The sequence below is a fragment of the Pseudooceanicola sp. genome, from assembly GCF_041987405.1.
Taxonomy (GTDB): domain Bacteria; phylum Pseudomonadota; class Alphaproteobacteria; order Rhodobacterales; family Rhodobacteraceae; genus Pseudooceanicola.
Window position 1 is genome coordinate 195,625 of record NZ_JBHIWR010000006.1, and the last position, 17,267, is coordinate 212,891.

35 protein-coding genes are annotated in these 17,267 nt (G+C 61.7%); 21 read left to right on the plus strand and 14 right to left on the minus strand.

Annotated elements, in window-relative coordinates; all coding sequences use genetic code 11:
* Positions 1 to 220: 220 nt before the first annotated feature.
* Positions 221 to 742, plus strand: coding sequence for a VPLPA-CTERM sorting domain-containing protein (locus tag ACFC2Y_RS15645; RefSeq protein WP_375175506.1), 522 nt, complete (start codon positions 221 to 223; stop codon positions 740 to 742).
* Here ACFC2Y_RS15645 and ACFC2Y_RS15650 read toward each other — a convergent pair.
* From ACFC2Y_RS15650 to ACFC2Y_RS15660, 3 genes are read right to left on the minus strand one after another with little or no spacing between them, the layout of a single operon-like run.
* The gene (locus tag ACFC2Y_RS15650; protein ID WP_375175507.1) at positions 739 to 2,661 is read right to left on the minus strand and encodes a hypothetical protein; all 1,923 of its coding nucleotides are present in this window, start codon (positions 2,659 to 2,661) and stop codon (positions 739 to 741) included. The two genes, ACFC2Y_RS15645 and ACFC2Y_RS15650, sit on opposite strands and share 4 nt — an antisense overlap.
* Complete coding sequence (locus ACFC2Y_RS15655; RefSeq protein ID WP_375175508.1) at positions 2,661 to 3,452, minus strand: hypothetical protein; 792 nt, start codon at positions 3,450 to 3,452, stop codon at positions 2,661 to 2,663. The genes ACFC2Y_RS15650 and ACFC2Y_RS15655 overlap by 1 nt, the downstream gene beginning before the upstream one ends.
* Positions 3,449 to 3,697, minus strand: coding sequence for a hypothetical protein (locus ACFC2Y_RS15660; RefSeq protein WP_375175509.1), 249 nt, complete (start codon positions 3,695 to 3,697; stop codon positions 3,449 to 3,451). Before ACFC2Y_RS15660 ends, ACFC2Y_RS15655 begins: the two co-directional genes overlap by 4 nt.
* A gap of 69 nt (positions 3,698 to 3,766) precedes the next feature.
* On the opposite strand from ACFC2Y_RS15660, the gene ACFC2Y_RS15665 reads away from it, so the two are divergent.
* Positions 3,767 to 3,922 carry a hypothetical protein gene (locus tag ACFC2Y_RS15665; protein ID WP_375175510.1) on the plus strand — a complete coding sequence of 52 codons (156 nt, stop codon included), beginning with the start codon at positions 3,767 to 3,769 and terminating at the stop codon, positions 3,920 to 3,922.
* On the opposite strand, the gene ACFC2Y_RS15670 is transcribed toward ACFC2Y_RS15665, so the two are convergent.
* From ACFC2Y_RS15670 to ACFC2Y_RS15680, 3 genes are read right to left on the minus strand one after another with little or no spacing between them, the layout of a single operon-like run.
* On the minus strand, positions 3,897 to 4,106 hold the full coding sequence (locus ACFC2Y_RS15670) for a hypothetical protein (RefSeq protein WP_375175511.1): 210 nt from the start codon (positions 4,104 to 4,106) through the stop codon (positions 3,897 to 3,899). The two genes, ACFC2Y_RS15665 and ACFC2Y_RS15670, sit on opposite strands and share 26 nt — an antisense overlap.
* Complete coding sequence (locus ACFC2Y_RS15675) at positions 4,103 to 4,444, minus strand: DUF6527 family protein (RefSeq protein ID WP_375175512.1); 342 nt, start codon at positions 4,442 to 4,444, stop codon at positions 4,103 to 4,105. The genes ACFC2Y_RS15670 and ACFC2Y_RS15675 overlap by 4 nt, the downstream gene beginning before the upstream one ends.
* On the minus strand, positions 4,444 to 5,079 hold the full coding sequence (locus tag ACFC2Y_RS15680) for a TIGR02594 family protein (protein WP_375175513.1): 636 nt from the start codon (positions 5,077 to 5,079) through the stop codon (positions 4,444 to 4,446). Before ACFC2Y_RS15680 ends, ACFC2Y_RS15675 begins: the two co-directional genes overlap by 1 nt.
* Before the next feature lie 101 nt (positions 5,080 to 5,180).
* On the opposite strand from ACFC2Y_RS15680, the gene ACFC2Y_RS15685 reads away from it, so the two are divergent.
* Positions 5,181 to 5,468 carry a hypothetical protein gene (locus tag ACFC2Y_RS15685; RefSeq protein WP_375175514.1) on the plus strand — a complete coding sequence of 96 codons (288 nt, stop codon included), beginning with the start codon at positions 5,181 to 5,183 and terminating at the stop codon, positions 5,466 to 5,468.
* A gap of 151 nt (positions 5,469 to 5,619) precedes the next feature.
* Here ACFC2Y_RS15685 and ACFC2Y_RS15690 read toward each other — a convergent pair whose 3' ends face one another.
* From ACFC2Y_RS15690 to ACFC2Y_RS15720, 7 genes are read right to left on the minus strand one after another with little or no spacing between them, the layout of a single operon-like run.
* Entirely contained in the window at positions 5,620 to 6,102 is a 483-nt protein-coding gene (locus ACFC2Y_RS15690) for a hypothetical protein (RefSeq protein ID WP_375175515.1), read from the minus strand.
* On the minus strand, positions 6,089 to 6,430 hold the full coding sequence (locus tag ACFC2Y_RS15695) for a hypothetical protein (RefSeq protein WP_375175516.1): 342 nt from the start codon (positions 6,428 to 6,430) through the stop codon (positions 6,089 to 6,091). Before ACFC2Y_RS15695 ends, ACFC2Y_RS15690 begins: the two co-directional genes overlap by 14 nt.
* Positions 6,431 to 6,440: 10 nt before the next feature.
* Positions 6,441 to 6,839: a DUF4376 domain-containing protein gene (locus ACFC2Y_RS15700; RefSeq protein WP_375175517.1), complete on the minus strand. Its 399-nt coding sequence runs from the start codon at positions 6,837 to 6,839 to the stop codon at positions 6,441 to 6,443.
* Positions 6,836 to 7,207: a hypothetical protein gene (locus tag ACFC2Y_RS15705; RefSeq protein WP_375175518.1), complete on the minus strand. Its 372-nt coding sequence runs from the start codon at positions 7,205 to 7,207 to the stop codon at positions 6,836 to 6,838. Before ACFC2Y_RS15705 ends, ACFC2Y_RS15700 begins: the two co-directional genes overlap by 4 nt.
* A gap of 2 nt (positions 7,208 to 7,209) precedes the next feature.
* The gene (locus tag ACFC2Y_RS15710) at positions 7,210 to 10,086 is read right to left on the minus strand and encodes a hypothetical protein (protein ID WP_375175519.1); all 2,877 of its coding nucleotides are present in this window, start codon (positions 10,084 to 10,086) and stop codon (positions 7,210 to 7,212) included.
* Positions 10,086 to 10,454: a hypothetical protein gene (locus ACFC2Y_RS15715; RefSeq protein ID WP_375175577.1), complete on the minus strand. Its 369-nt coding sequence runs from the start codon at positions 10,452 to 10,454 to the stop codon at positions 10,086 to 10,088. The genes ACFC2Y_RS15710 and ACFC2Y_RS15715 overlap by 1 nt, the downstream gene beginning before the upstream one ends.
* The gene (locus ACFC2Y_RS15720; RefSeq protein WP_375175580.1) at positions 10,361 to 10,663 is read right to left on the minus strand and encodes a hypothetical protein; all 303 of its coding nucleotides are present in this window, start codon (positions 10,661 to 10,663) and stop codon (positions 10,361 to 10,363) included. The genes ACFC2Y_RS15715 and ACFC2Y_RS15720 overlap by 94 nt, the downstream gene beginning before the upstream one ends.
* A 73-nt stretch (positions 10,664 to 10,736) precedes the next feature.
* Between ACFC2Y_RS15720 and ACFC2Y_RS15725 the strand changes: the two genes are divergently transcribed.
* From ACFC2Y_RS15725 to ACFC2Y_RS15735, 3 genes are read left to right on the plus strand one after another with little or no spacing between them, the layout of a single operon-like run.
* Positions 10,737 to 11,408 carry a helix-turn-helix transcriptional regulator gene (locus ACFC2Y_RS15725; protein ID WP_375175578.1) on the plus strand — a complete coding sequence of 224 codons (672 nt, stop codon included), beginning with the start codon at positions 10,737 to 10,739 and terminating at the stop codon, positions 11,406 to 11,408.
* Positions 11,405 to 11,659, plus strand: coding sequence for a hypothetical protein (locus tag ACFC2Y_RS15730; protein ID WP_375175520.1), 255 nt, complete (start codon positions 11,405 to 11,407; stop codon positions 11,657 to 11,659). Before ACFC2Y_RS15725 ends, ACFC2Y_RS15730 begins: the two co-directional genes overlap by 4 nt.
* Positions 11,652 to 11,969 carry a hypothetical protein gene (locus ACFC2Y_RS15735; RefSeq protein ID WP_375175521.1) on the plus strand — a complete coding sequence of 106 codons (318 nt, stop codon included), beginning with the start codon at positions 11,652 to 11,654 and terminating at the stop codon, positions 11,967 to 11,969. Before ACFC2Y_RS15730 ends, ACFC2Y_RS15735 begins: the two co-directional genes overlap by 8 nt.
* 50 nt (positions 11,970 to 12,019) lie before the next feature.
* Here ACFC2Y_RS15735 and ACFC2Y_RS15740 read toward each other — a convergent pair whose 3' ends face one another.
* Positions 12,020 to 12,472 carry a DUF2513 domain-containing protein gene (locus ACFC2Y_RS15740; RefSeq protein ID WP_375175522.1) on the minus strand — a complete coding sequence of 151 codons (453 nt, stop codon included), beginning with the start codon at positions 12,470 to 12,472 and terminating at the stop codon, positions 12,020 to 12,022.
* A gap of 190 nt (positions 12,473 to 12,662) precedes the next feature.
* Between ACFC2Y_RS15740 and ACFC2Y_RS15745 the strand changes: the two genes are divergently transcribed.
* The 15 genes from ACFC2Y_RS15745 to ACFC2Y_RS15815 all read left to right on the plus strand — a co-directional run bounded on the left by ACFC2Y_RS15745 (position 12,663) and on the right by ACFC2Y_RS15815 (position 17,043).
* Positions 12,663 to 12,902 (plus strand): hypothetical protein, encoded by a 240-nt coding sequence (locus tag ACFC2Y_RS15745; RefSeq protein WP_375175523.1) that lies wholly within the window; start codon positions 12,663 to 12,665, stop codon positions 12,900 to 12,902.
* Positions 12,899 to 13,141 (plus strand): hypothetical protein, encoded by a 243-nt coding sequence (locus ACFC2Y_RS15750; protein ID WP_375175524.1) that lies wholly within the window; start codon positions 12,899 to 12,901, stop codon positions 13,139 to 13,141. The genes ACFC2Y_RS15745 and ACFC2Y_RS15750 overlap by 4 nt, the downstream gene beginning before the upstream one ends.
* Positions 13,138 to 13,326, plus strand: coding sequence for a hypothetical protein (locus ACFC2Y_RS15755; protein WP_375175525.1), 189 nt, complete (start codon positions 13,138 to 13,140; stop codon positions 13,324 to 13,326). The genes ACFC2Y_RS15750 and ACFC2Y_RS15755 overlap by 4 nt, the downstream gene beginning before the upstream one ends.
* Positions 13,326 to 13,598 carry a hypothetical protein gene (locus ACFC2Y_RS15760; RefSeq protein WP_375175526.1) on the plus strand — a complete coding sequence of 91 codons (273 nt, stop codon included), beginning with the start codon at positions 13,326 to 13,328 and terminating at the stop codon, positions 13,596 to 13,598. The genes ACFC2Y_RS15755 and ACFC2Y_RS15760 overlap by 1 nt, the downstream gene beginning before the upstream one ends.
* Positions 13,595 to 13,957, plus strand: a complete 363-nt coding sequence (locus ACFC2Y_RS15765) for a hypothetical protein (RefSeq protein ID WP_375175527.1) — start codon at positions 13,595 to 13,597, stop codon at positions 13,955 to 13,957. The genes ACFC2Y_RS15760 and ACFC2Y_RS15765 overlap by 4 nt, the downstream gene beginning before the upstream one ends.
* Positions 13,947 to 14,162, plus strand: coding sequence for a hypothetical protein (locus ACFC2Y_RS15770; protein ID WP_375175528.1), 216 nt, complete (start codon positions 13,947 to 13,949; stop codon positions 14,160 to 14,162). The genes ACFC2Y_RS15765 and ACFC2Y_RS15770 overlap by 11 nt, the downstream gene beginning before the upstream one ends.
* A 164-nt stretch (positions 14,163 to 14,326) precedes the next feature.
* The gene (locus ACFC2Y_RS15775) at positions 14,327 to 14,602 is read left to right on the plus strand and encodes a DUF2312 domain-containing protein (protein WP_375175579.1); all 276 of its coding nucleotides are present in this window, start codon (positions 14,327 to 14,329) and stop codon (positions 14,600 to 14,602) included.
* Between the two features lie 110 nt (positions 14,603 to 14,712).
* Complete coding sequence (locus tag ACFC2Y_RS15780) at positions 14,713 to 14,919, plus strand: hypothetical protein (protein ID WP_375175529.1); 207 nt, start codon at positions 14,713 to 14,715, stop codon at positions 14,917 to 14,919.
* A gap of 10 nt (positions 14,920 to 14,929) precedes the next feature.
* Positions 14,930 to 15,190, plus strand: coding sequence for a helix-turn-helix domain-containing protein (locus tag ACFC2Y_RS15785; RefSeq protein WP_375175530.1), 261 nt, complete (start codon positions 14,930 to 14,932; stop codon positions 15,188 to 15,190).
* A complete protein-coding gene (locus ACFC2Y_RS15790) occupies positions 15,187 to 15,447 on the plus strand; it encodes a hypothetical protein (protein WP_375175531.1) in 261 nt (86 codons plus the stop codon). Before ACFC2Y_RS15785 ends, ACFC2Y_RS15790 begins: the two co-directional genes overlap by 4 nt.
* Positions 15,444 to 15,602: a hypothetical protein gene (locus ACFC2Y_RS15795; protein WP_375175532.1), complete on the plus strand. Its 159-nt coding sequence runs from the start codon at positions 15,444 to 15,446 to the stop codon at positions 15,600 to 15,602. The genes ACFC2Y_RS15790 and ACFC2Y_RS15795 overlap by 4 nt, the downstream gene beginning before the upstream one ends.
* Positions 15,599 to 15,817: a hypothetical protein gene (locus ACFC2Y_RS15800; protein ID WP_375175533.1), complete on the plus strand. Its 219-nt coding sequence runs from the start codon at positions 15,599 to 15,601 to the stop codon at positions 15,815 to 15,817. Before ACFC2Y_RS15795 ends, ACFC2Y_RS15800 begins: the two co-directional genes overlap by 4 nt.
* 112 nt (positions 15,818 to 15,929) lie before the next feature.
* The gene (locus tag ACFC2Y_RS15805; protein WP_375175534.1) at positions 15,930 to 16,169 is read left to right on the plus strand and encodes a hypothetical protein; all 240 of its coding nucleotides are present in this window, start codon (positions 15,930 to 15,932) and stop codon (positions 16,167 to 16,169) included.
* Positions 16,166 to 16,798 carry an HNH endonuclease gene (locus ACFC2Y_RS15810; protein ID WP_375175535.1) on the plus strand — a complete coding sequence of 211 codons (633 nt, stop codon included), beginning with the start codon at positions 16,166 to 16,168 and terminating at the stop codon, positions 16,796 to 16,798. Before ACFC2Y_RS15805 ends, ACFC2Y_RS15810 begins: the two co-directional genes overlap by 4 nt.
* Complete coding sequence (locus tag ACFC2Y_RS15815) at positions 16,795 to 17,043, plus strand: hypothetical protein (RefSeq protein WP_375175536.1); 249 nt, start codon at positions 16,795 to 16,797, stop codon at positions 17,041 to 17,043. The genes ACFC2Y_RS15810 and ACFC2Y_RS15815 overlap by 4 nt, the downstream gene beginning before the upstream one ends.
* The last annotated feature ends 224 nt before the right edge of the window (positions 17,044 to 17,267 follow it).

A 17,267-nucleotide genomic window follows, 5' to 3' on the forward strand; every position in this document is an offset into this window, starting at 1 on the left:
TCAATGTTGGAATCTTCGGAAGACTGGGAATATGTATAACTGGATTACCCAGGCAATCAAAACTCAGGATCGGTGATCGCCGCCGCCCTGCCGACGCCCCCACCCTAAGACGGTTCCTCCAGCCGATACCCGATCCCGTCTGTGGCCTTCCAATCTCCCAGACTCGACAACTGACGCCGAATCGCGCCATCCTTCCCCCATTGATCTTGGGGGATTTGCAATGAAACGGATTTTGGCGGCCGCCGCGCTGGCGGTGATGGGTATGGCTGGGGCGGCCCAGGCGGTGACGGTGGTAAGCAAGGAAGTGGTTCTTGAGAAGTGCGAGGTTTTTTACTCTACTATTTTTTCAACCACGGGAAACGTTGGCGCAACGGTTTTTGAGGCAAAGATCGTAGGCGCACCGTGCAGCGGCCCACCAAACACAGATTATAAGATCGTTGCAGTTGTCGATACCCCAGGCTCCTTCGACCGCCTTACCATCAATGGCGTCCAAGCCACATTTCAAGATAACGGGACTATCTTGGAAATTTGGAGAACACCAAGAGCCCTAAGAGAGATTGACCGCACCTTCACCTTCTCCTTCAATGCCATTGCGCCCGCCGTTTTGACGTTTAGCGCCATGCAGGTTCCCCTCCCGGCTGGGGCTTGGCTGATGGTTTCAGGTATTGGCGGTTTGGCTGCGATCAGGTCGCGTCGCCGAAGTCTCGAAATACAGAAACGCGATCTGCTAGGATCAACCTAACCATTCCGCTCCGCAAACGTAGCCGCACGCCAGTAGGTCAGTGCGGCAAGCTGCGCGTCGATCTTTGAGCCCCACTCGTTCTGGGTGTAATCGACGTTGTTCAACGTCTTGCCCCAGATGCCGTAGAAGTCTGGATTGTCGTACCATTGCAGCAGGGAGCCGATGTCGAAATAGGCCCGCTGAAAGGCTATCCACTCCGACACCAGCTCCTCCATATAGGAGCTATCGAAGTAATCCTCCATCAAGGGCAGCGCGAGTTTGGCATGATCCTCGGGGTTTACCTTAGCCACCGCTCCGCTGACAGTCATTTGGTAATGTAGAATATGTGACCCACCCTCATACGCCCAAATCTGCGCTGACGGATGATATTGCACAACCTTGTTATAACTGCCTTGAACGGAGGTAATTGTGGACGCGAGGCTGGACAGGGCCGCCGCGTGAAGGTCCTCCAAAGCGCCTGCCAGATCGTCGCCATCCCTCTTGTCGATCATGGCCTGCGTGACGACGCCACTACTGCCGAAATAAGAGCTGAATGAAACGATCTCGTGGCGAGTTGCGGGAAGCGGAAACTCACTATCCACTTCAAGAAGCGCGCCAATGGTGAACAGGCCAGCATCGAGGTTCACGGCTTGGCCGGGGATGACTGTCATGAAGCGGTCGGCGTCGTCGCCCGTGAAGACAGTCTCAATCGCCTGACGCATGTCCTCCGAGTATTTCATCATCGCGTCCGGAAGCAGGCTGTAGAGCCCGAAGTAGACGTCGTATGTGCCTGTCGGTACGTCAATATCGTTGTAGCTGGCAAATGTTATGTCGTCGCCCGAGACAGAGGTTGGTTGATAAGCCGTCCCTAGCCCGCCGATCCCGACGCGCCAAGCAGTGTCTACCTCGGTGACGTTAGCGCCCTCGCCGGTCGGGAGGGTAATGGAATTTGCCCCCTCCGTAATGCTCACGTTCTGGACCCGGATGACACCGGAATACCCCTGATCATACATCCACTTGTAGAATTTGGAGAGCAACTTCTGGGCGTGCGGATAGTCATTATTCCAGTATTCATTGACCAGTTCCACAACCACGACTGTCCCGCCAGTCAGGGCGTTTTTGAGCCGCGTCATATACTCGACTATGTAGGCGCTATCCGCCAGCGTCGGCATACACACCCAAATAGAGGGAATGCCAGTCTGGTTTGCGAAATCAGCAACAACCTCCGGCGGGATAAGGGCGTTATAGCCCTGCTTGGTCGGGCCAAGAACGTCAGTGTCCGTCAGCGGCTGGAGGGCCGACGCTAGATTGTTCCCGTTGTTCATGCCATTCTGATCCATAAATCGGATGCAGTGAACAGTGGGATCGTTTTTGATTGGGTCGATGAAATCCGGAACCCAGTAATGCCCGGCGTCCAGTTCCTCTTGAAATGTCGTTCCTCGTGAAGTCGTTGTCTGGGGGATGACATTGAAATCGTCCAGCCCGAACACGTCTTCTGTGCCATCAGTTCGCCCAATGACAATGAAGCTCTCAGCCGTAGTGCTGGAGAGCGTTATGGTGGCGGACCCGTTGTAGCCATCCCATGTGTGATTTGTGACGGACGCGATATTGCCACCGACGGAGATTGTCAGCGGAACAAGGCTCTTCCACTTTACCACGTACACCAGCCCAAGGGACGGCTGGCGGTAAATGACGAAGTTGATTTCAGTCTGCCCTGACGCGGGCTGCACGGGTCGCCCGTAGGCGTCGTAGGTGAGGGACGTTGCAGCGGTGCCAGCGTCATTACGCCATTGCGAGTATTTGGAAACATCGAGATACGGCGTTACGCCCTCATTGCCCGGTTCAAGCGCGCCAAGGCCGTAGAGCATGCATCTCGGTTGCGCGCCGGAACTATTCAGGATCGTCCTGACCGTGGCTGTGTGGTTGGAAAAATCGACCATCAGATTACCTCACGCAGCGAATAGCTTTCGGCAGTGGCATCCAGACCAGTACGGCCCTGAAACTCAACGCGCACCTTGGCAGTGCTGACAGGCATAAGCAGATCTACCGACCTATCGCCGTCTGCTGTGACCGTAACCTGGGCCTGATCTAGAATATTGTTTGAGCCGTCGAGGGCTTTGAAGATTACGTAAAACCCGGCCAGTGACGTTATCGCGATATCTTCGAGCGTCAGGCGCGCCGTCTCACCAACCGCAAACGGCGACGGACTTATTGTTCGGATCGCTGCGAGGTAGTTAGAGGTCGGTTGCATGATCAGCTGCGAGCCGGAAATCGTAATGCCGCTCTGCAAATTCCAGCCGGACGTTGTGTCAAAACCTCCATCGACAGCTTCCTCCGGCCCAAGCTGATCCCCAAAGTCCAGCGTCTCATCCACGAGGATATTGGACACACCCGCCGCGTTCTCCACGCAGACCTGAAACGTTCGGACGCCATAGAGGGCTTCATCGAAGTTGATCGTGACATCAGAGCCGTCCGCTGCAAATGAGCCACTGTCGTCCGCTGCCGCTTTTGCCGCGATAAGCGCCTCGCCATCATTTGAGAAATCAGTTTCGCTGATAATCCAATGGCCTGTGCCGGGGGCAGTCGAAGAGAACTCAATCTCGCCTGTGGAGAAGACGGAAAGGTCGGCAATGATCGCGGTGATGATCTGGCCCAGGAACCCCGGCCGGACCCCATGCGCCCGGCGCCGCCCATCAGCGACGCCGAGCAGCCCGTGCTGCCGCTGGCTCATGTGGACACCGCGGTGCGGGTGAACAGGGACGAGCTGCTGTCCGCTTTCCGATAATAGACGGTCACCCCGGCCGACAGGAAAAGGCTGTCGTAGGGGCCGAGCTGGACGCCATCGAGATCGTCACCGGGCGCGCTGGCGCCGGTCGCGAGGGAAAGGGGTGTCGTCCGCTTGTTCTGCCAGACTTCATCGACCGTCAGGGTGACGCCTGCACTCCAATCGGTGGTCGCATCGGTAATGACCGTCATGGTCTTCTCCTATGTTTGAGGATGGCCGCGATCAGCGGCAGGATTTACGGATCACCAGCCGCAGTGCCTGTGACCGAATTCGTTCTCGACAGCGATCTGACGCAGGACGTCTCTGTCGGTTTCGAGGACCGCCCGGGCGGTGGCCGGGGCGAAGCGTTTCTCGCCGGGCACAACCTGGCAGAAGTCCCCGGCCGCGCAGCTAGCGAGGCCGAGAAGTGCGATTGAGCAGATCATCATCCGTTTCATTGCGGATCTCCGTGTTGATGTCCTGGACCTCCTCGCAGGTGTCGAGGCGGTCGGCTTTGTCGTGGGCGCGATCGAGCCGGACGGTCTGGATGGCGAGGGCGATGCCGAGGGCGGCGATGAGGCCCACGAGCACGCCAACAGCGGCGAGGTAGAGGCGGCTCATGGCGTCTCGATCTCCGGCAGATCCACGGTCTTGCCAACGAGCCCATGGGTGCAGTCGTTGAGGAAGCGGACCCGGCCGTTCTCGACGAAGCTGTGGCACTGCAAGGGCTCCGGCTCGACCTTCTCCCCCGCCATGATGCGAGCATGCTCGTCATCCGTGATCCGGCGCGTGCCCTTGACCAGAATGGACGGCGAGAAGGTCGGGGTGTCGGGGTTGCCATTCCACGACCACCCGCGCGATCCATCGACAGTGACATGGTGGATCATGTCGCAACCGGGACACATGAAGCCGACCACGCCGGGCCCCATGGAACGCAGGCGCTTTCCAAGGCGTGCCATCACCGGACCCCCGCCGCCCACTTCTTGATCCGCTCGCGCGCAATCCATGCCAGCGCCAGCACCGCGACGGCCAGCGCGGCCACGACGACGATCTGCGCCGTCCCGTCCAGCCCCGCGATCGCCGTCCCGCCGGCCGTACAGACTGCGGCCGCACCCGCGCCGGTCGCCTGAATCGTGCTGGACTGCGCAACACTGCTGCGGGGTTGCTTGGCGCGCCGGATCGCGATGGCGTCAGAAAGGCGGAACGCCTTCACGTTGACCTGGTCGCCCTGGTTGCCGCCGAGGACGCGCACCCTGTCGCCGACGAGGCCTGCGACGAAGCCGACGTGACCCTGCCACGACGAATTCCCGCGCGGAAAGACGATCACGTCGCCCGGCTGGATGTCCTCCGGGCTGACAGCCTCGCCCCATTTCTCATAGGACCGGGCCAGCAGCGAGCCGGTCCCCTGCACGCCCGCCTTGGCCAGCACCGCGCCGACGAAGGCTGCGCACCAGGGCACGCTGTCGTCCTTGATCTCCGGGTGCCCGGCCTCGGCATAGTAGGCCACGACGACCGGGTTATTCTCGTCGCCTGCCCATTCCCAGGTGCCCTCGTCGGCCCGGGCGATTTGCAGGATGCGATCGTTTAGTTGCATGGGCTTGGCCCTCCAAGAAAAAAGCCCGCCGAAATGGCAGGCTTGGGGAATCGGGTTTGTTTGGCGTAACGTCGAGCAGTTGAAGTTGGTGAGAGAGTTAGATGGTTGATCCAGATCGCCCGATACGGGTCGTGAAGCAGGAGGCGCTCAAGTTCTCCGGCCTTCCGAAAGGGGTTTATGTCACTGGCGGGTTGCTTCGTGCGCTTCAGCACATTGCATCCGAAGTCGATGATCGTTCACCGGAAAACGCTTGGCGCATCGAAGCGTACAAGAGGATCGCAGAAGACCTTTCCTTTCACAGCCATGCAGGCACTGGATCGGAGGCTGAGAAACAGATGCTCAACGTCTTGGGTTTGGTTGCGAAAGTCTTGGGCGTCGAGAACGTTTAGCCTTCAGCCTTGCCGGGCGGTTTTGCCAAGACGACAGGTGTGAAGGTCCAGCCGCCGCAATCAGGGCAGACGGAAAATCCAGTCGTGATGTCGTGTGCCTTGTTATTGCACATGTCGTTTCTCCCATGAGGATTAAGTCTGTCGTCAAAGGTCAGTCGGGTCGATCAGGCTCCACCCGGAACAGCTCCGAGCAATATGGGCCGAAGTGGGCGCGGGCCTGGCTCTTCAGCTCGGCGACGTAGGCAACGCAGAGACGGAATTCGCGCCTTGGCACCCAGCAATCCTTGCCGAGCCAGCTGGCCCATCCCCAGACCTTGGGGCTTTCGGTTGAGGGGCTGTAGTCGCCCGGCCCGGACCCGCCGCACAAGCGCGCGCCCCGATCATTCTCAACCCATGCCTTCCATGTCGCGTGAACCAGCGTCCGGGCATCTACGGAGTATTCGACGAAGGGCTTGCCCTCTTTCGCCGGTAGGATCTTCACCTCGGCGCTGATCCATGGGCGCGGCCGCAGGTGCTCGTCGTAGTAGCGCGCCGCCGGGTCGACCCCGAGCAGGAGGATGATCGCGAGGATTCCGCCCACGATCAGCGTCCGGAAGGCATCGGCATTCGGTGTCGTCTTCTCAGCCCTTATCATCTTCGACCTCCTTCTTGGCCAGGAAGCGTTCAAACACTGTCACGGCGATCAGGCCGGTCAGGAAGGCCACAGCGCAGAGCGTGCCGAGCTTTCCGCCCAGTTCGTCCGGGATCTTCCCGATCCACGGCTGCAGAAGGAACGGTCCCAGCTCCCCGAAGGCAAAGCTGGTGACGCCACCCACGAAGATGACCCGCAGCCCCTCCTTCCATGTGGTCCGGAGCGTCGCGGAACGCACCGCGCCACCCAGAGCACCGAAGAAGGCCAGCAGCGCCGCCCGCTCGTTGAATATCTGCCCGATCAACGACGGGTCTTTGGTCGGATCTGTCATTGCTGCTCCTCTACGGCCAATAGCTGTCGTCGGTGTAGTCGGCTGGTATCGGGTCCATGGCCTTGAGGGCGGCCGCCGCAAAGATATGCGCGCGCTCGTGCGCCGCGGCAGCTGCCCCGAAATCGAAACACTCCTGCGCGGTCATCAGCACGACGGAATTGTCGGCCGCGATCCAGCCGAAGTCGGTTTCGCCGTCCATCCACTGGTATCCGATCGGAGGAATGGGCTGCAGCAGCTTGAACCCCGCGAGCGAGGCGGCACCGGTGATCCGGGCCTTGCTCTCGGCGCTGTAATCGAACCGCTGCCCGTTCCAGAAGAAGTTCTCGGCAATGCGTCGGCTGCGCTCGTCCATAATGCCCTGCCAGTGTTCCTTGAGGCGGCTCGCATTGGACCGGTAGAGGGTCGTCATTCGATGATCGCCTCGATCACCCGGGGCAGATACGGGAACGGGAAGTGCAGCTCGATCGAATAGGTGCCGGGATCGTTGAGCGTGAAGGAGATCGTTTCGTCTTCCGTCTCGCTCGTGTAATCGAAGAGCCATTCCCCGCCGATCTGATCCGCAACCTTGACCGTCGTGCCGAGCGGGCAGTCCTCAATGGAATAGGCGCTGCCATCCACCGTCCATTGCGGCGGCGCCGGGCGCTCGACCAGCACCATGGTCGCCAGCATGGACGCCTCGAAATTGCCGGGCACCTCATAGGCACCTTCGGGGACGTAGGGGGCAGAGCCGACCGCGCTGACGGCTCCGTTCTCATCGAAAAAGACGTACCTGGCCATGGTCACCTCGCGACGTACTTGGCGGAAATGCCGATATTGCGGACATTGGTTTGCGTGGGCGTGGCAACGAGGCTGTTGTCGATGAAGACCCGGATCCTGACGTTCGGCCTGTTCGCCACGATGTGATGCGTCATGCTGAACTGCTGGAAGGTATCGAGCGCGGCGTAGGACGTGGCTTGTACGGTTTGCCAGGCATCCCAAGTGGCCCCGTTGTAATAGGCGATCTGGAAGACGTAGCGGGTCTGGTTGGGTCCCGTGGAACTCGCGCGGCGCATCTCGACAGTAATGCTGATGTGCCAGAGCTGGTCATAGGTGAATTCCCCCAGCTCCTCTTCATAGAGGACCTCGCTGTCGTTGCATGTTTGCTCGGGCAGCTCCAGGTAGCTGACCCCGTCCGACACAGCACCGTCGACCAGGCTTTCCCGCACAATCAACTGGTTGAATTCCGCGTTCCCGGCCTTGGTGATTTGCCAGCCGGAGGTCTCTGTTACGAAATCATCGCTCTGCAGCGGGCCGGAGAACACCCCCATGCCAGACGTGATTGCCCCGGTGGCGATCTTGCCCGCGACAATCGAGTTGGTGGCCAGCTCATTCGCCGTCACAGCACCCGCCGCCAGCTTTGCCGTCGTGACCGCGCCTGCGTCGATCTTTGCGGCCGTGATGGCATTCGCCGCGACCTCATTCGCAGTGACCGCGTTCGCTGCAATCTTGGCAGTGGTGACCGCCCCGGCATCGATCTTGGCCGCGGTCACTGCGTTGTCGGAGATCTGCACGCCGGTGATCTGCCCGGTCAGTTTGGCCGCATCGAGGTCCGCGATCTGGCTGTCGGTCAACTCCCCCGTGATGTCGCCAGCCTCAACGGTCGCAATCCAATCTGAGCCGTCGTGACGATAGAGCTTGTCGTCGGTCGTCAGAAAGACCATCCGGCCCTGATAGTTCCCGGTCGTCGGCAGCGTCGCGACGATTTCAACGGGGACCAGGCCGTCCGCAAAATCCGCCGTCGACGTGATCGGACGGATGTCGTCGGTGGTGACCGCCTCATAGCTCGTCCATGTCGTCGCCTGCGCCTCTGCCAGCGGCTTGATCCGCACCGAATAGCCGGTGTCCGGCAGCAACCCCTCTGACAGGATCACCTCGCCCGCGTCGGCGTCGGCCGTCGAACCCTCGATGACCAGCTCGCCCGACCGATAGACCTGCCAGGCCACGCCGGACAGGTTGTCGCTCGGAGGCGTCCATGTGATCCGGATCGCGGGCTTTTTATCGTCCGTCCCGTCGGTGATCTGATGCTTCGCCACCGCGTATGTCGTGATCGCCAGCGCGGGCGCAGGCAGGCGCGTAACGTTCGGCACGTCCTGCGCCTGGTATTCCGCAGGAACCACGGTCCAGTCGTCGTGGTCGACCTCGCGGATCGCGATCTGGAATACCCCGGTCTGCAGGTCCAGCACATAGCGGTTGATCTCGAACGACTTGTCCGAGTAGCCGAACCGGGCCGAGGTCACGTCGACGGTATCCAGCACGGTCATGCTGTCCATGTAGGGCGCCAGCGCCGGGATATGGGTCCGGCGGCGCTCCGCATCCTTGCCCCAGGCGGCGGCGAGGCGCTGCACCTGGTCCGGATATGGCACCGTGTCGAGATCGAGCGAGGCGATCAGCTGCTCGCCGTCCGCATCCACCGCATCCTGGTTGACGAAGAGCGGCGCCTCGATCGGCTCCCACTTGGCTGCGGGCGACGGGAAGGTCGCGGCGACGCAGTTGTGTTTCTCGGCCAGACCGACGAAGGGCCGATAGGTCTGATCGCGGCTGTTGAGCACATCGCCATCGTCGAAGCTGGCGACGGCCAGGCCCGGGGCCCCGACCCGGATGATCCACTGGCCGCCGAGATCCGCGACCTGCGCCGACATGGCGGGCAGCAGCTCGTCGATCGCGGTCAGCGGGTCCATACCGCCGTCGTCCGGCGTCGCGATCGGGATCTCGATCCCGGCGCGGTACTGGTCCTCGTCCCCGCCGTCCTGGTTCTCCACCTGGACCTCGCATTCGTCGAGGGCATCGTCCCACCAATCGGTCGGCAAATCCGCCTCGGCCACGCCCATACCAAAGCTCGATCCGTCCGGCAGGGCGATGCCACGCAGGACGTTCCAGCACATCAGCGCCGGGTTCACCGAATAGGCTGTCGACAGGTCGCGCGGGTCATAGAGGGGCATGCCCTGCACCTCGAAGCGGAAGGTCGGGATGCCCCGGAAGAGCTTCGTGTCGCGCTTGACGGTGACGATCGCGTAGGCGCCGCCCCGGTGCCAGCTCGTGGCCTTCCACGGCCGGTCAGGGTGCGACCCATAGGCAGCGAGGAGATACGGGTCCGCCGCCGTCTGCGTGCCGTCGTAGACCTTGAGCCAGACCTTGCCGACATAGTCGTTCCGATCGACGCCGGAGGCGACGGGCGTGCCGTAGTGCGGGTGCGCTGTCCCGGCGAGGTGCGTGCCGACGTCGAAGCGAACCCCGTCCAGGTAGAGCGCGGTCACGTCGGTGATCGCCGTGTCCGACAGGTTGATCACGAAGGTCGCGTAGTCGCCCGAGCCGATCGCGCCGAAGTTGTTGTCCCCACCCCCGGCCGCGGCGCGGCTGTGCGTGTAGTATGGCGCCATCATGTGGCCAGCGGTGGCATAGAGGCCGAGGATCATCGTCTGGGGCGAGACATCGCCCTGACCGGTGAACTTCGTGCGGATGCCCGGGGTCTGCGTTCGGTTCTGCTTCTTTTGCAGCGCCTGCGCCACGGCGGAGAAAACCAGCCCCACACCTATCTGGATCAGGGCGACCCCAAAGGCCCCGACGGCCGCCGCCCCGCCCAGGCCAGCGACAACGGCATTTACAATAAGACCGGCCATCAGACAGCGAGGCTCCTGATCATCCAGCGGCGCGGCACCACCACCAGGCCATGGTCGATCGACATCAGGTAGACGCCGCGGCCCTGGACGATGCCCGTGGCCTCCTGCCCGTCGAGATCCACGATCGCGACGTCACCCACGCGCGGCCGATCCGTCGGCGCCAGGAACGCTTCGAACACGGCGACATGCGAGGCGAAGCCCTTGGCCTGCACCTTGCGCAGGCCCTCGGATTCCGTCCGGTAGCCGCGCAGCCCGCGCGCCGGGTCCGCACCGGTCATCGTCTTGACGCAGGCGGCGGCAAAGAGCGCGCAGTCGGCCCGGCCATATTCGAACGGCCGATCCTTCCAGTTGCGGAGCTCGACGGCCAGGCGGCAGAAGCGGGAGGGGCTGCCCTGGCCTTGGCCAGTTCGTCGAGCGACAGGCCTTTGCCGTGTCGCAGCGAAATCTCGACCAGCATAAGGTCGTGCTTGGCGGGGATGCTTCCACGGCTCTTCCACGCGGCCACCGTTTGATACGGTTGACCCATCTCTTCCGAGAGGATGTGCAGTCGTGGCAGTTTCTCGAAAATATGCTCCATGCATAATCTTATGCGTGAAGAATATGCGCCCGTCAATGCCCAATGCATAGCCAGCCCTGCTAGCTATGCAGGCATGTCAGAACCTCACGACCGACTGAAAGCCGCTCGAAGCAGAGCAGGATACCGAACGGCTAGAGATGCGGCTGAAAGGCTGTCGGTGGCATATGCCACCTATGCTGGACACGAAAATGGGTCCCGCACATTCAATGCCGAAGCAGCACAAGCGTATGCTAAGGCCTTCAAGGTCACTCCTGAATGGTTGCTATATGGCGGCCTTGCAGGACTTGAAGAGAGTGCGCCGGTTGCGTTTAGCGAGGATCCCGGTTTGATCTCGGTCTTCGACATCGAAGCTCAGGCCGGTGTCGGCATGGTCCCGGCCGCCTACGAGGCTGTCGTTGATCAGATGGCGTTCCCGCCGGAATACCTGCGCTCGATCACGACGACACCGATGGACAAACTCGCCATCATTGGCGTGGTCGGGGCCAGCATGCAGCCGACGTTGAACCATGGCGACATAGTGATGGTGGACATGACGAAGACGGACATCGACTTTGACGGCATGTTCGTAATCCGGATCGGCGAGGCGCTGAAGGTCAAGCGCGTGAACTGGGGGCCGCGGCGGCAGAGCGTCGTGATCCGTTCGGACAACGCCAACAAGATCCAGTTTCCCGACGAAGAGTATTTCGAGAACGACGACGTGAATGTGATCGGTCGCGTGGTCTGGGTTGGAGCTAAACAGCCATGAATAACGGCATTTCGGGAAACAAGAAGAAGGTTGAGGAACGGCTGTTAAGCTTGGAGATAGAGTGCTTTCTTCTGCGCAAAGCACTTATGCAACTAGCTGAATTCACGATAGATCTCTCTTCCGCAACTCCCATCACAAATGAGGACGAATTCAATCGGCGAATGGAAGAGGCCAAGGCCTCTCTCCGGAAGCTTAACAAGTACACGACTGGCAAGCGCGACATTGGGGAGGATGTAGATCTCAATGAGTGAAAACATTCATGACGTCACGGGCCAAGGCCGAACCGGCGCAGATCTTCTTAAACAGATGGAGAAGATCGGCTTGCGCGGCGGCGGCGGCGGCCCATATGATCCAAGTGTGGAACAGCGCGTAGCAAACCTCGAAAAACGCATGGATCGGGTCGAAACAAAGCTCGACACGCTTAATGAGCGCGTCGCTGAGGTGAGCGGCAAAGTCAGCATGTTGCCTGGCTATCCAGGCATCGCGATCATCATGACGATAGTTGGTGGCGCTCTTCTCGTCGTCTCTCGCCTGTTCCCTGCGGGACCACCATCGCCCTGACCTAGCCACCACATTAGTTCGTCCCTGCCCGGCCATCGCGCCGGGCCATATTATGCCAGCGGAAAACCCGCCTCGACCAACTTCTGCCGCACCATCCCCTCAGCTAACCGATAGAGCATCTGGACGCTTGCACCTCGAACGCTGCGCCCGGCCGCCTTTACTGCGGCCCACCGCTCATCCTCACGTGTCATGGCAATGAAGTCGTGCCCTTGGTTCGTAATCCGGTAACTCGATCCGCCCCGTTCAATAGGCGCCATCAACCCGCCATCGACCAAAAGCTGAATGTGGAAGTGACGTTTCATGTAGTCGGACTCATGTGACAGCCCCAGTTCGCTGTAGTGCATCCACTGATCACTTGCCTCGAAGTCCAGCAGCAGCTGGCGCAGGTAGTCGTCATCTCGTTCCAATTCGAATCCCCCCAGAAACATTGCCAAGCAGTTGGGGTCATCATGGAATTCGAGCGGGCCGATGTAACCCCCTCCGTGAGCTGGATTGCTGTTCATTGGCGTTCCTACTGATGTTTTCGCGACGGTTTGACAAGGCCGGTGTAGCACAGATGATTCTACGTCGGGAAGGCGGATTGCATATTATTATGCATTACGCATTGACACAAAATTATGCATGACGCATATTGCCTCCACAACCCACAGAAGAAGCCACACGGCCGATCGCGGACACGATGGAGAGAGATGCATGCCCACCTACCACCCAGACGCCGTCACGGTCGTCACTGACCCGGCTCGGTTCGCGCATCTTCCCGCGCTCACAACCGACGCCTGGCTGCGGCTCAAGGAACAGCAGGGCGCGCCGGTGACGCCGGACCGACTGGCCCGGATCGACCGCGACCCGGCTGAGAACTTCACTCCCCTCCGCATCATTGACCTGACCACCGCGCGGGAACGGCGAGGATCCGGCGCCGAGGGTTCAGCATGACCGAGGCCCGCGCATGGGCGGACGAAATGACCTCCGCCATCAACACCTCGCTGCAGGCGATGCTGGAAGACCACCTTGAGGATCTCGAATTCGTCCCGGCGATCATGCTGGCCGAGGCCGCCACGGCCGTCGCGGAGCATCACTTCACCGAGGCCATCGCGTTGATCGACGCCTACGCCACGCGGAACCAGTCCGACCCGACGACCCCCATCCATTCACCGAAAGAGGCCGCGGCATGATCCACTACCTCGAAGAAACCTATGCGCGCAGCCAGCGGAGAGGCCCGGGGCCGACGCTTGTCGTGCTCACCATCGGCACCGCCATCTCCTCCGTCCTGCTCTTCTGCGCTGTCATGCTGATCCTTCGGCTGGCGGCGTATTTCGCGCCGATCGATCCGGCCGCACTTCTTCCGGGGGGCTTCTGATGACGGATCCCCAGAAAGCGGTGCTGGACGCAGCGGCGGAACAGATCATCAACGATGTCCTGGCCGAGGTCACCGGCGCCGAGGCCCGCGAAACGGCCCGGCGGCGGCTCATGGGCCGGATCGAGTTCTTCATGACCGGGATGCGGCAGATCGGGTTCAGCGCCTGGCTCGACACCGAACCGGGTGGACTGCTGAAGGTCACCATCGACCCGAACTCATGGGAGGCGCCGATCCCCGGCCCCAGTCGTGAAAAAGAGGAGACAGGCCAATGAGCGGCACGCCGATCATGGACATCGCCATGCAGGGCCACCACCGCCAACGGCATGCCCCGGGCACGCTTCGCTTTGAAACGACCTTGCCACCGGCCCCCGCCGATGCGGCGCAGATCGCAGCTCACATCGCCAACCTCCCCTGCGCCTGGCCCTGGACACCGGCGCGCGACCTGATGCTGGTCACCCTCCTGCGCAGCGGCATGAAGCTCGACCAAGCCGCAGCGACAATCCCCGGCGTCACCAGGTCACAGGCTTTGCAGCGCTGGAACAAGCTGATGCTCGACACCTCGATCGAGACTCAGATCGCCACCCACGCCGCACTGCGACGCCGAGCTGAGGAGGTGCCCCATGAAGCCTGATCGCAACCAGATCTTCTGGATGATCTGCCGCATGCCGTCAGGCCGTCATTCCAAGACCCAACCCAAGGTCCGGTACGAGCACCGGGACGCGGCATGGGACGACGCCGCCCGCCTCGCTCGAGAGACCGGCGAGACCTACGCCCTCCTGACAGTCGACGAGGTCGTCACTCCCTCCGCCCGCCTGACCCAAGGCCGACTGTTTTGATGGAAGGAAAGAGCATGGCCAAAAAAACGCAGGCCCGCGCGAAAGTGTCGGAGACAGTGATGACCATGAGCGTGCCCGACGGCACCGGCGGGACGATCGAAACCGGCCCCTTCACCGCTGACGATCTGAACCAAGCGCTGAAACAGACCAAGGGGCGTGCCCCGATGAAAGAGACCCCTGAAGATCGGGAGGTCAAAGATACGGCCTATCGCGTGACAGCCGGTGAACTTCGACAATTCATCGAGCGCGCGGAACGCCTCAATGCCGAAATGGCTGACATCGCGGACCAGTCCAAAGAGGTGTTCGCCGAGGCCAAGGCCCGCGGCTACGACGTCAAGACCATCAAGAAAATCATCGCCCGACGGAAACGAGACCGGGACGACATCGCCGAGGAAGAGGCGATCCTCGAACTGTATCTCGAAGCCCTTGGAGAAAACTGACCACGAACAAGCCGCCACCCCCTGACTGCCTTGGGGGACGCCTGTTCTTGGCGGCTCACTTGCCGGGGGCGCATCTGCCGCGTCCCCGGCGCTTTCCAGAGGAGACCCACATGACGCTCAGACTCGACACCTTCTGGATGGTTCAAGGCGACGGGCCTTCGACCGTCCGCCATTCATCCCCCGACGCCGCCGAGGCAGAGGCCGAACGCCTCGCCCGCAACAATCCCGGATCGGTGTTCTTCGTCATGCAGGCGGTTTCCGCTCACCGCCGGGTCGATGTCGAGCGGATCCAGCTTTCTGAATACGTGCCCTTCTGAGGAGAACCACATGACACGCGTGAACGACATCTTCGGCAACAACCTCCGCCAGCTGGTCGACCGGCGCGATATGCGTGTGGCCCCGCTCTGCCGCGATCTCGGCATCAACCGCACGCAGTTCAATCGTTACCTTTCCGGTGAGAGCCATCCCCGCCCGGACGTGCTCAAACGGATCTGCGACTTCTTCGAGGTCGACGCCCGGGTATTGCTCCAGCATCTGGCCGAGATCGAGGCCGAGATCGAAAGGGCGCGGGAGGATCTGGCGGCATGACCCTCTGGTATGTGGAAGAGCGCCGCTTCGACGGAACCTGGGCACCCGCCACCTATGCGGGTGAGCGCCCCGAGGCGAAGCGGATGAGCGGTCACCGTGTCACGTTCTGCGACGAGCCGCAGGCGGTTCCCGAGGACCTGGTCGGCAAGCCATTGGCCGAGATCGCGGAGCACTTCGCGGCCATGAAGTCCTGCGAGCCCCTGAAGTTTGAGGAGATCGAGGCCGACGGCTTCATCACCGTGGGGATGGCATCATGACCGACACCGTCGAAGAAGCATGGGCTGTTCTCTGCGCCCCGGGCCAGTCTGACAAGGACGTGGCCGAGGCCTGCCGGACGATACTGGAGCATTGCAAGGACGGCCGCCGCGCCACCGCGCAAGCCATGCTCGATGTGATCGGGGTTCCGTCATGACCGCTTTCCGCTGCCCAGAATGGGAGCGCGGCTCCTGCCATTGCCCCGGCGGCACGGTGCGCCCTGAGTGCCCCGGCCTGCGGGATGCGCAGCCCGGTGCCTGGACGCCTTGCCCGCTGCCTGACGACGACACGCGCGCCGGAGCCGGGATCGTCTGGCTGCTCATCTGCAGCGCGGTCCTGCTGATCGGGATCGGTATCGGGAGGCTGATGTGACCCGCGAAAACCTACACCGCGCCCTGACCATCTTCCTGGCCGTGCCCCTCTTCGCCGCACTCTTCGCGGTGCTGTGGGTGCTGCGGGCGACTGAACCGAGAAAGGACAGAACGTGAAGAACAAGCTCGGAGACCTGGACAATCACCTGTTCGCAGCACTGGAGCGCCTCGGCGATGAAAGCATGACGCCCGAGCAGATCGAGGCCGAGGCCAAGCGCGCCGAGGCCGTCGTGGCCGTGTCGGATCAGATCATAGGCAATGCTGGCCTCAAGCTGAAGGCCGCGAAACTGTTCGCCGACCACGGCGAGAAGATCGTCCCGCACCTGCCCCAGATCGGGAAGGCCGCAGAATGAAGGGCCGCGCGATCAAATACAGCGACGAGGAAATGGCCTGGCTCGAAGAGAACCGGCTGATGGTGATTAGCGACTATCGCCGGGCCTTTATCGACCGCTTCGGCCGGGAAGACGTCTCCGAACAGCACCTGCATGCGCTGCGCAAGCGGAAGGGCTGGAAGACCGGCCGGACCGGCTGTTTCCAGAAAGGCAGCGTGCCGCACAACAAGGGCAAGCCCTTCAACCCGCCGGGTAGCGAGAAGGGTCGGTTCAAGAAGGGCAACCTGCCCCACAACACCAAATATCTCGGACACGAGCGGATGACCCGCGACGGCTATGTCGAGGTCAGCGTGGCGGAAACCAACCCTCACACCGGCTATGAGCGCCGGTACGTCCAGAAGCACAAGCACCTCTGGGAGAAAGTCAACGGCCCGGTTCCGGAGGGGCACCGCCTCAAATGCCTGGATGGCGACAAAACCAACTGCGACCCGTCGAATTGGGATGCCATCCCCATGGCCCTGGCACCGCGCCTCAATGGCCGGTTCGGGCGCGGCTATGACGACGCCCCGGCGGAGCTGAAGCCGACGATCATGGCGACGGCCAAGCTGGAGCATGCAGCCAGGGAAGCGAGGAAGGGGAAGAGCGGATGACCGAACAGACGAGAAAACTACTTGCGGCCGCCGGCCAATTTTCAGGAGCGACAAGCGATCTGATCGAAGTTGCGAGAGAGGACAGTGTAAGGCCACACAGCAACGTCGGATCCGGCGACACCATTACGATCGCTGCAGACGGCCTGCGCTTGCTGATCGAGGCAACGGATGACACCGATGATCCAAACGCGGCGATCAACCAGCTCCATGGCGCTCTGATCAGGTTCTTGGAGGATCGGGCTTGACCCGCAAACCAAGCCCCTGCCCGATCTGCGGCACACGTCCAGACATCGACACCGGATTTTCGGACGCTCCATTCGAGCGCCCCTACATCAGTTGTCCTGCAGTCCTGCGGACCGCATCCGGCGACGATTTCTCCTGCCGCACCTATGCTGACGGGTTCGAAGCCTGGGAGCGGAAGTGTGAAATCGCGCGAGCCACACATCAACTGGCTGGGAGGGACTGACCC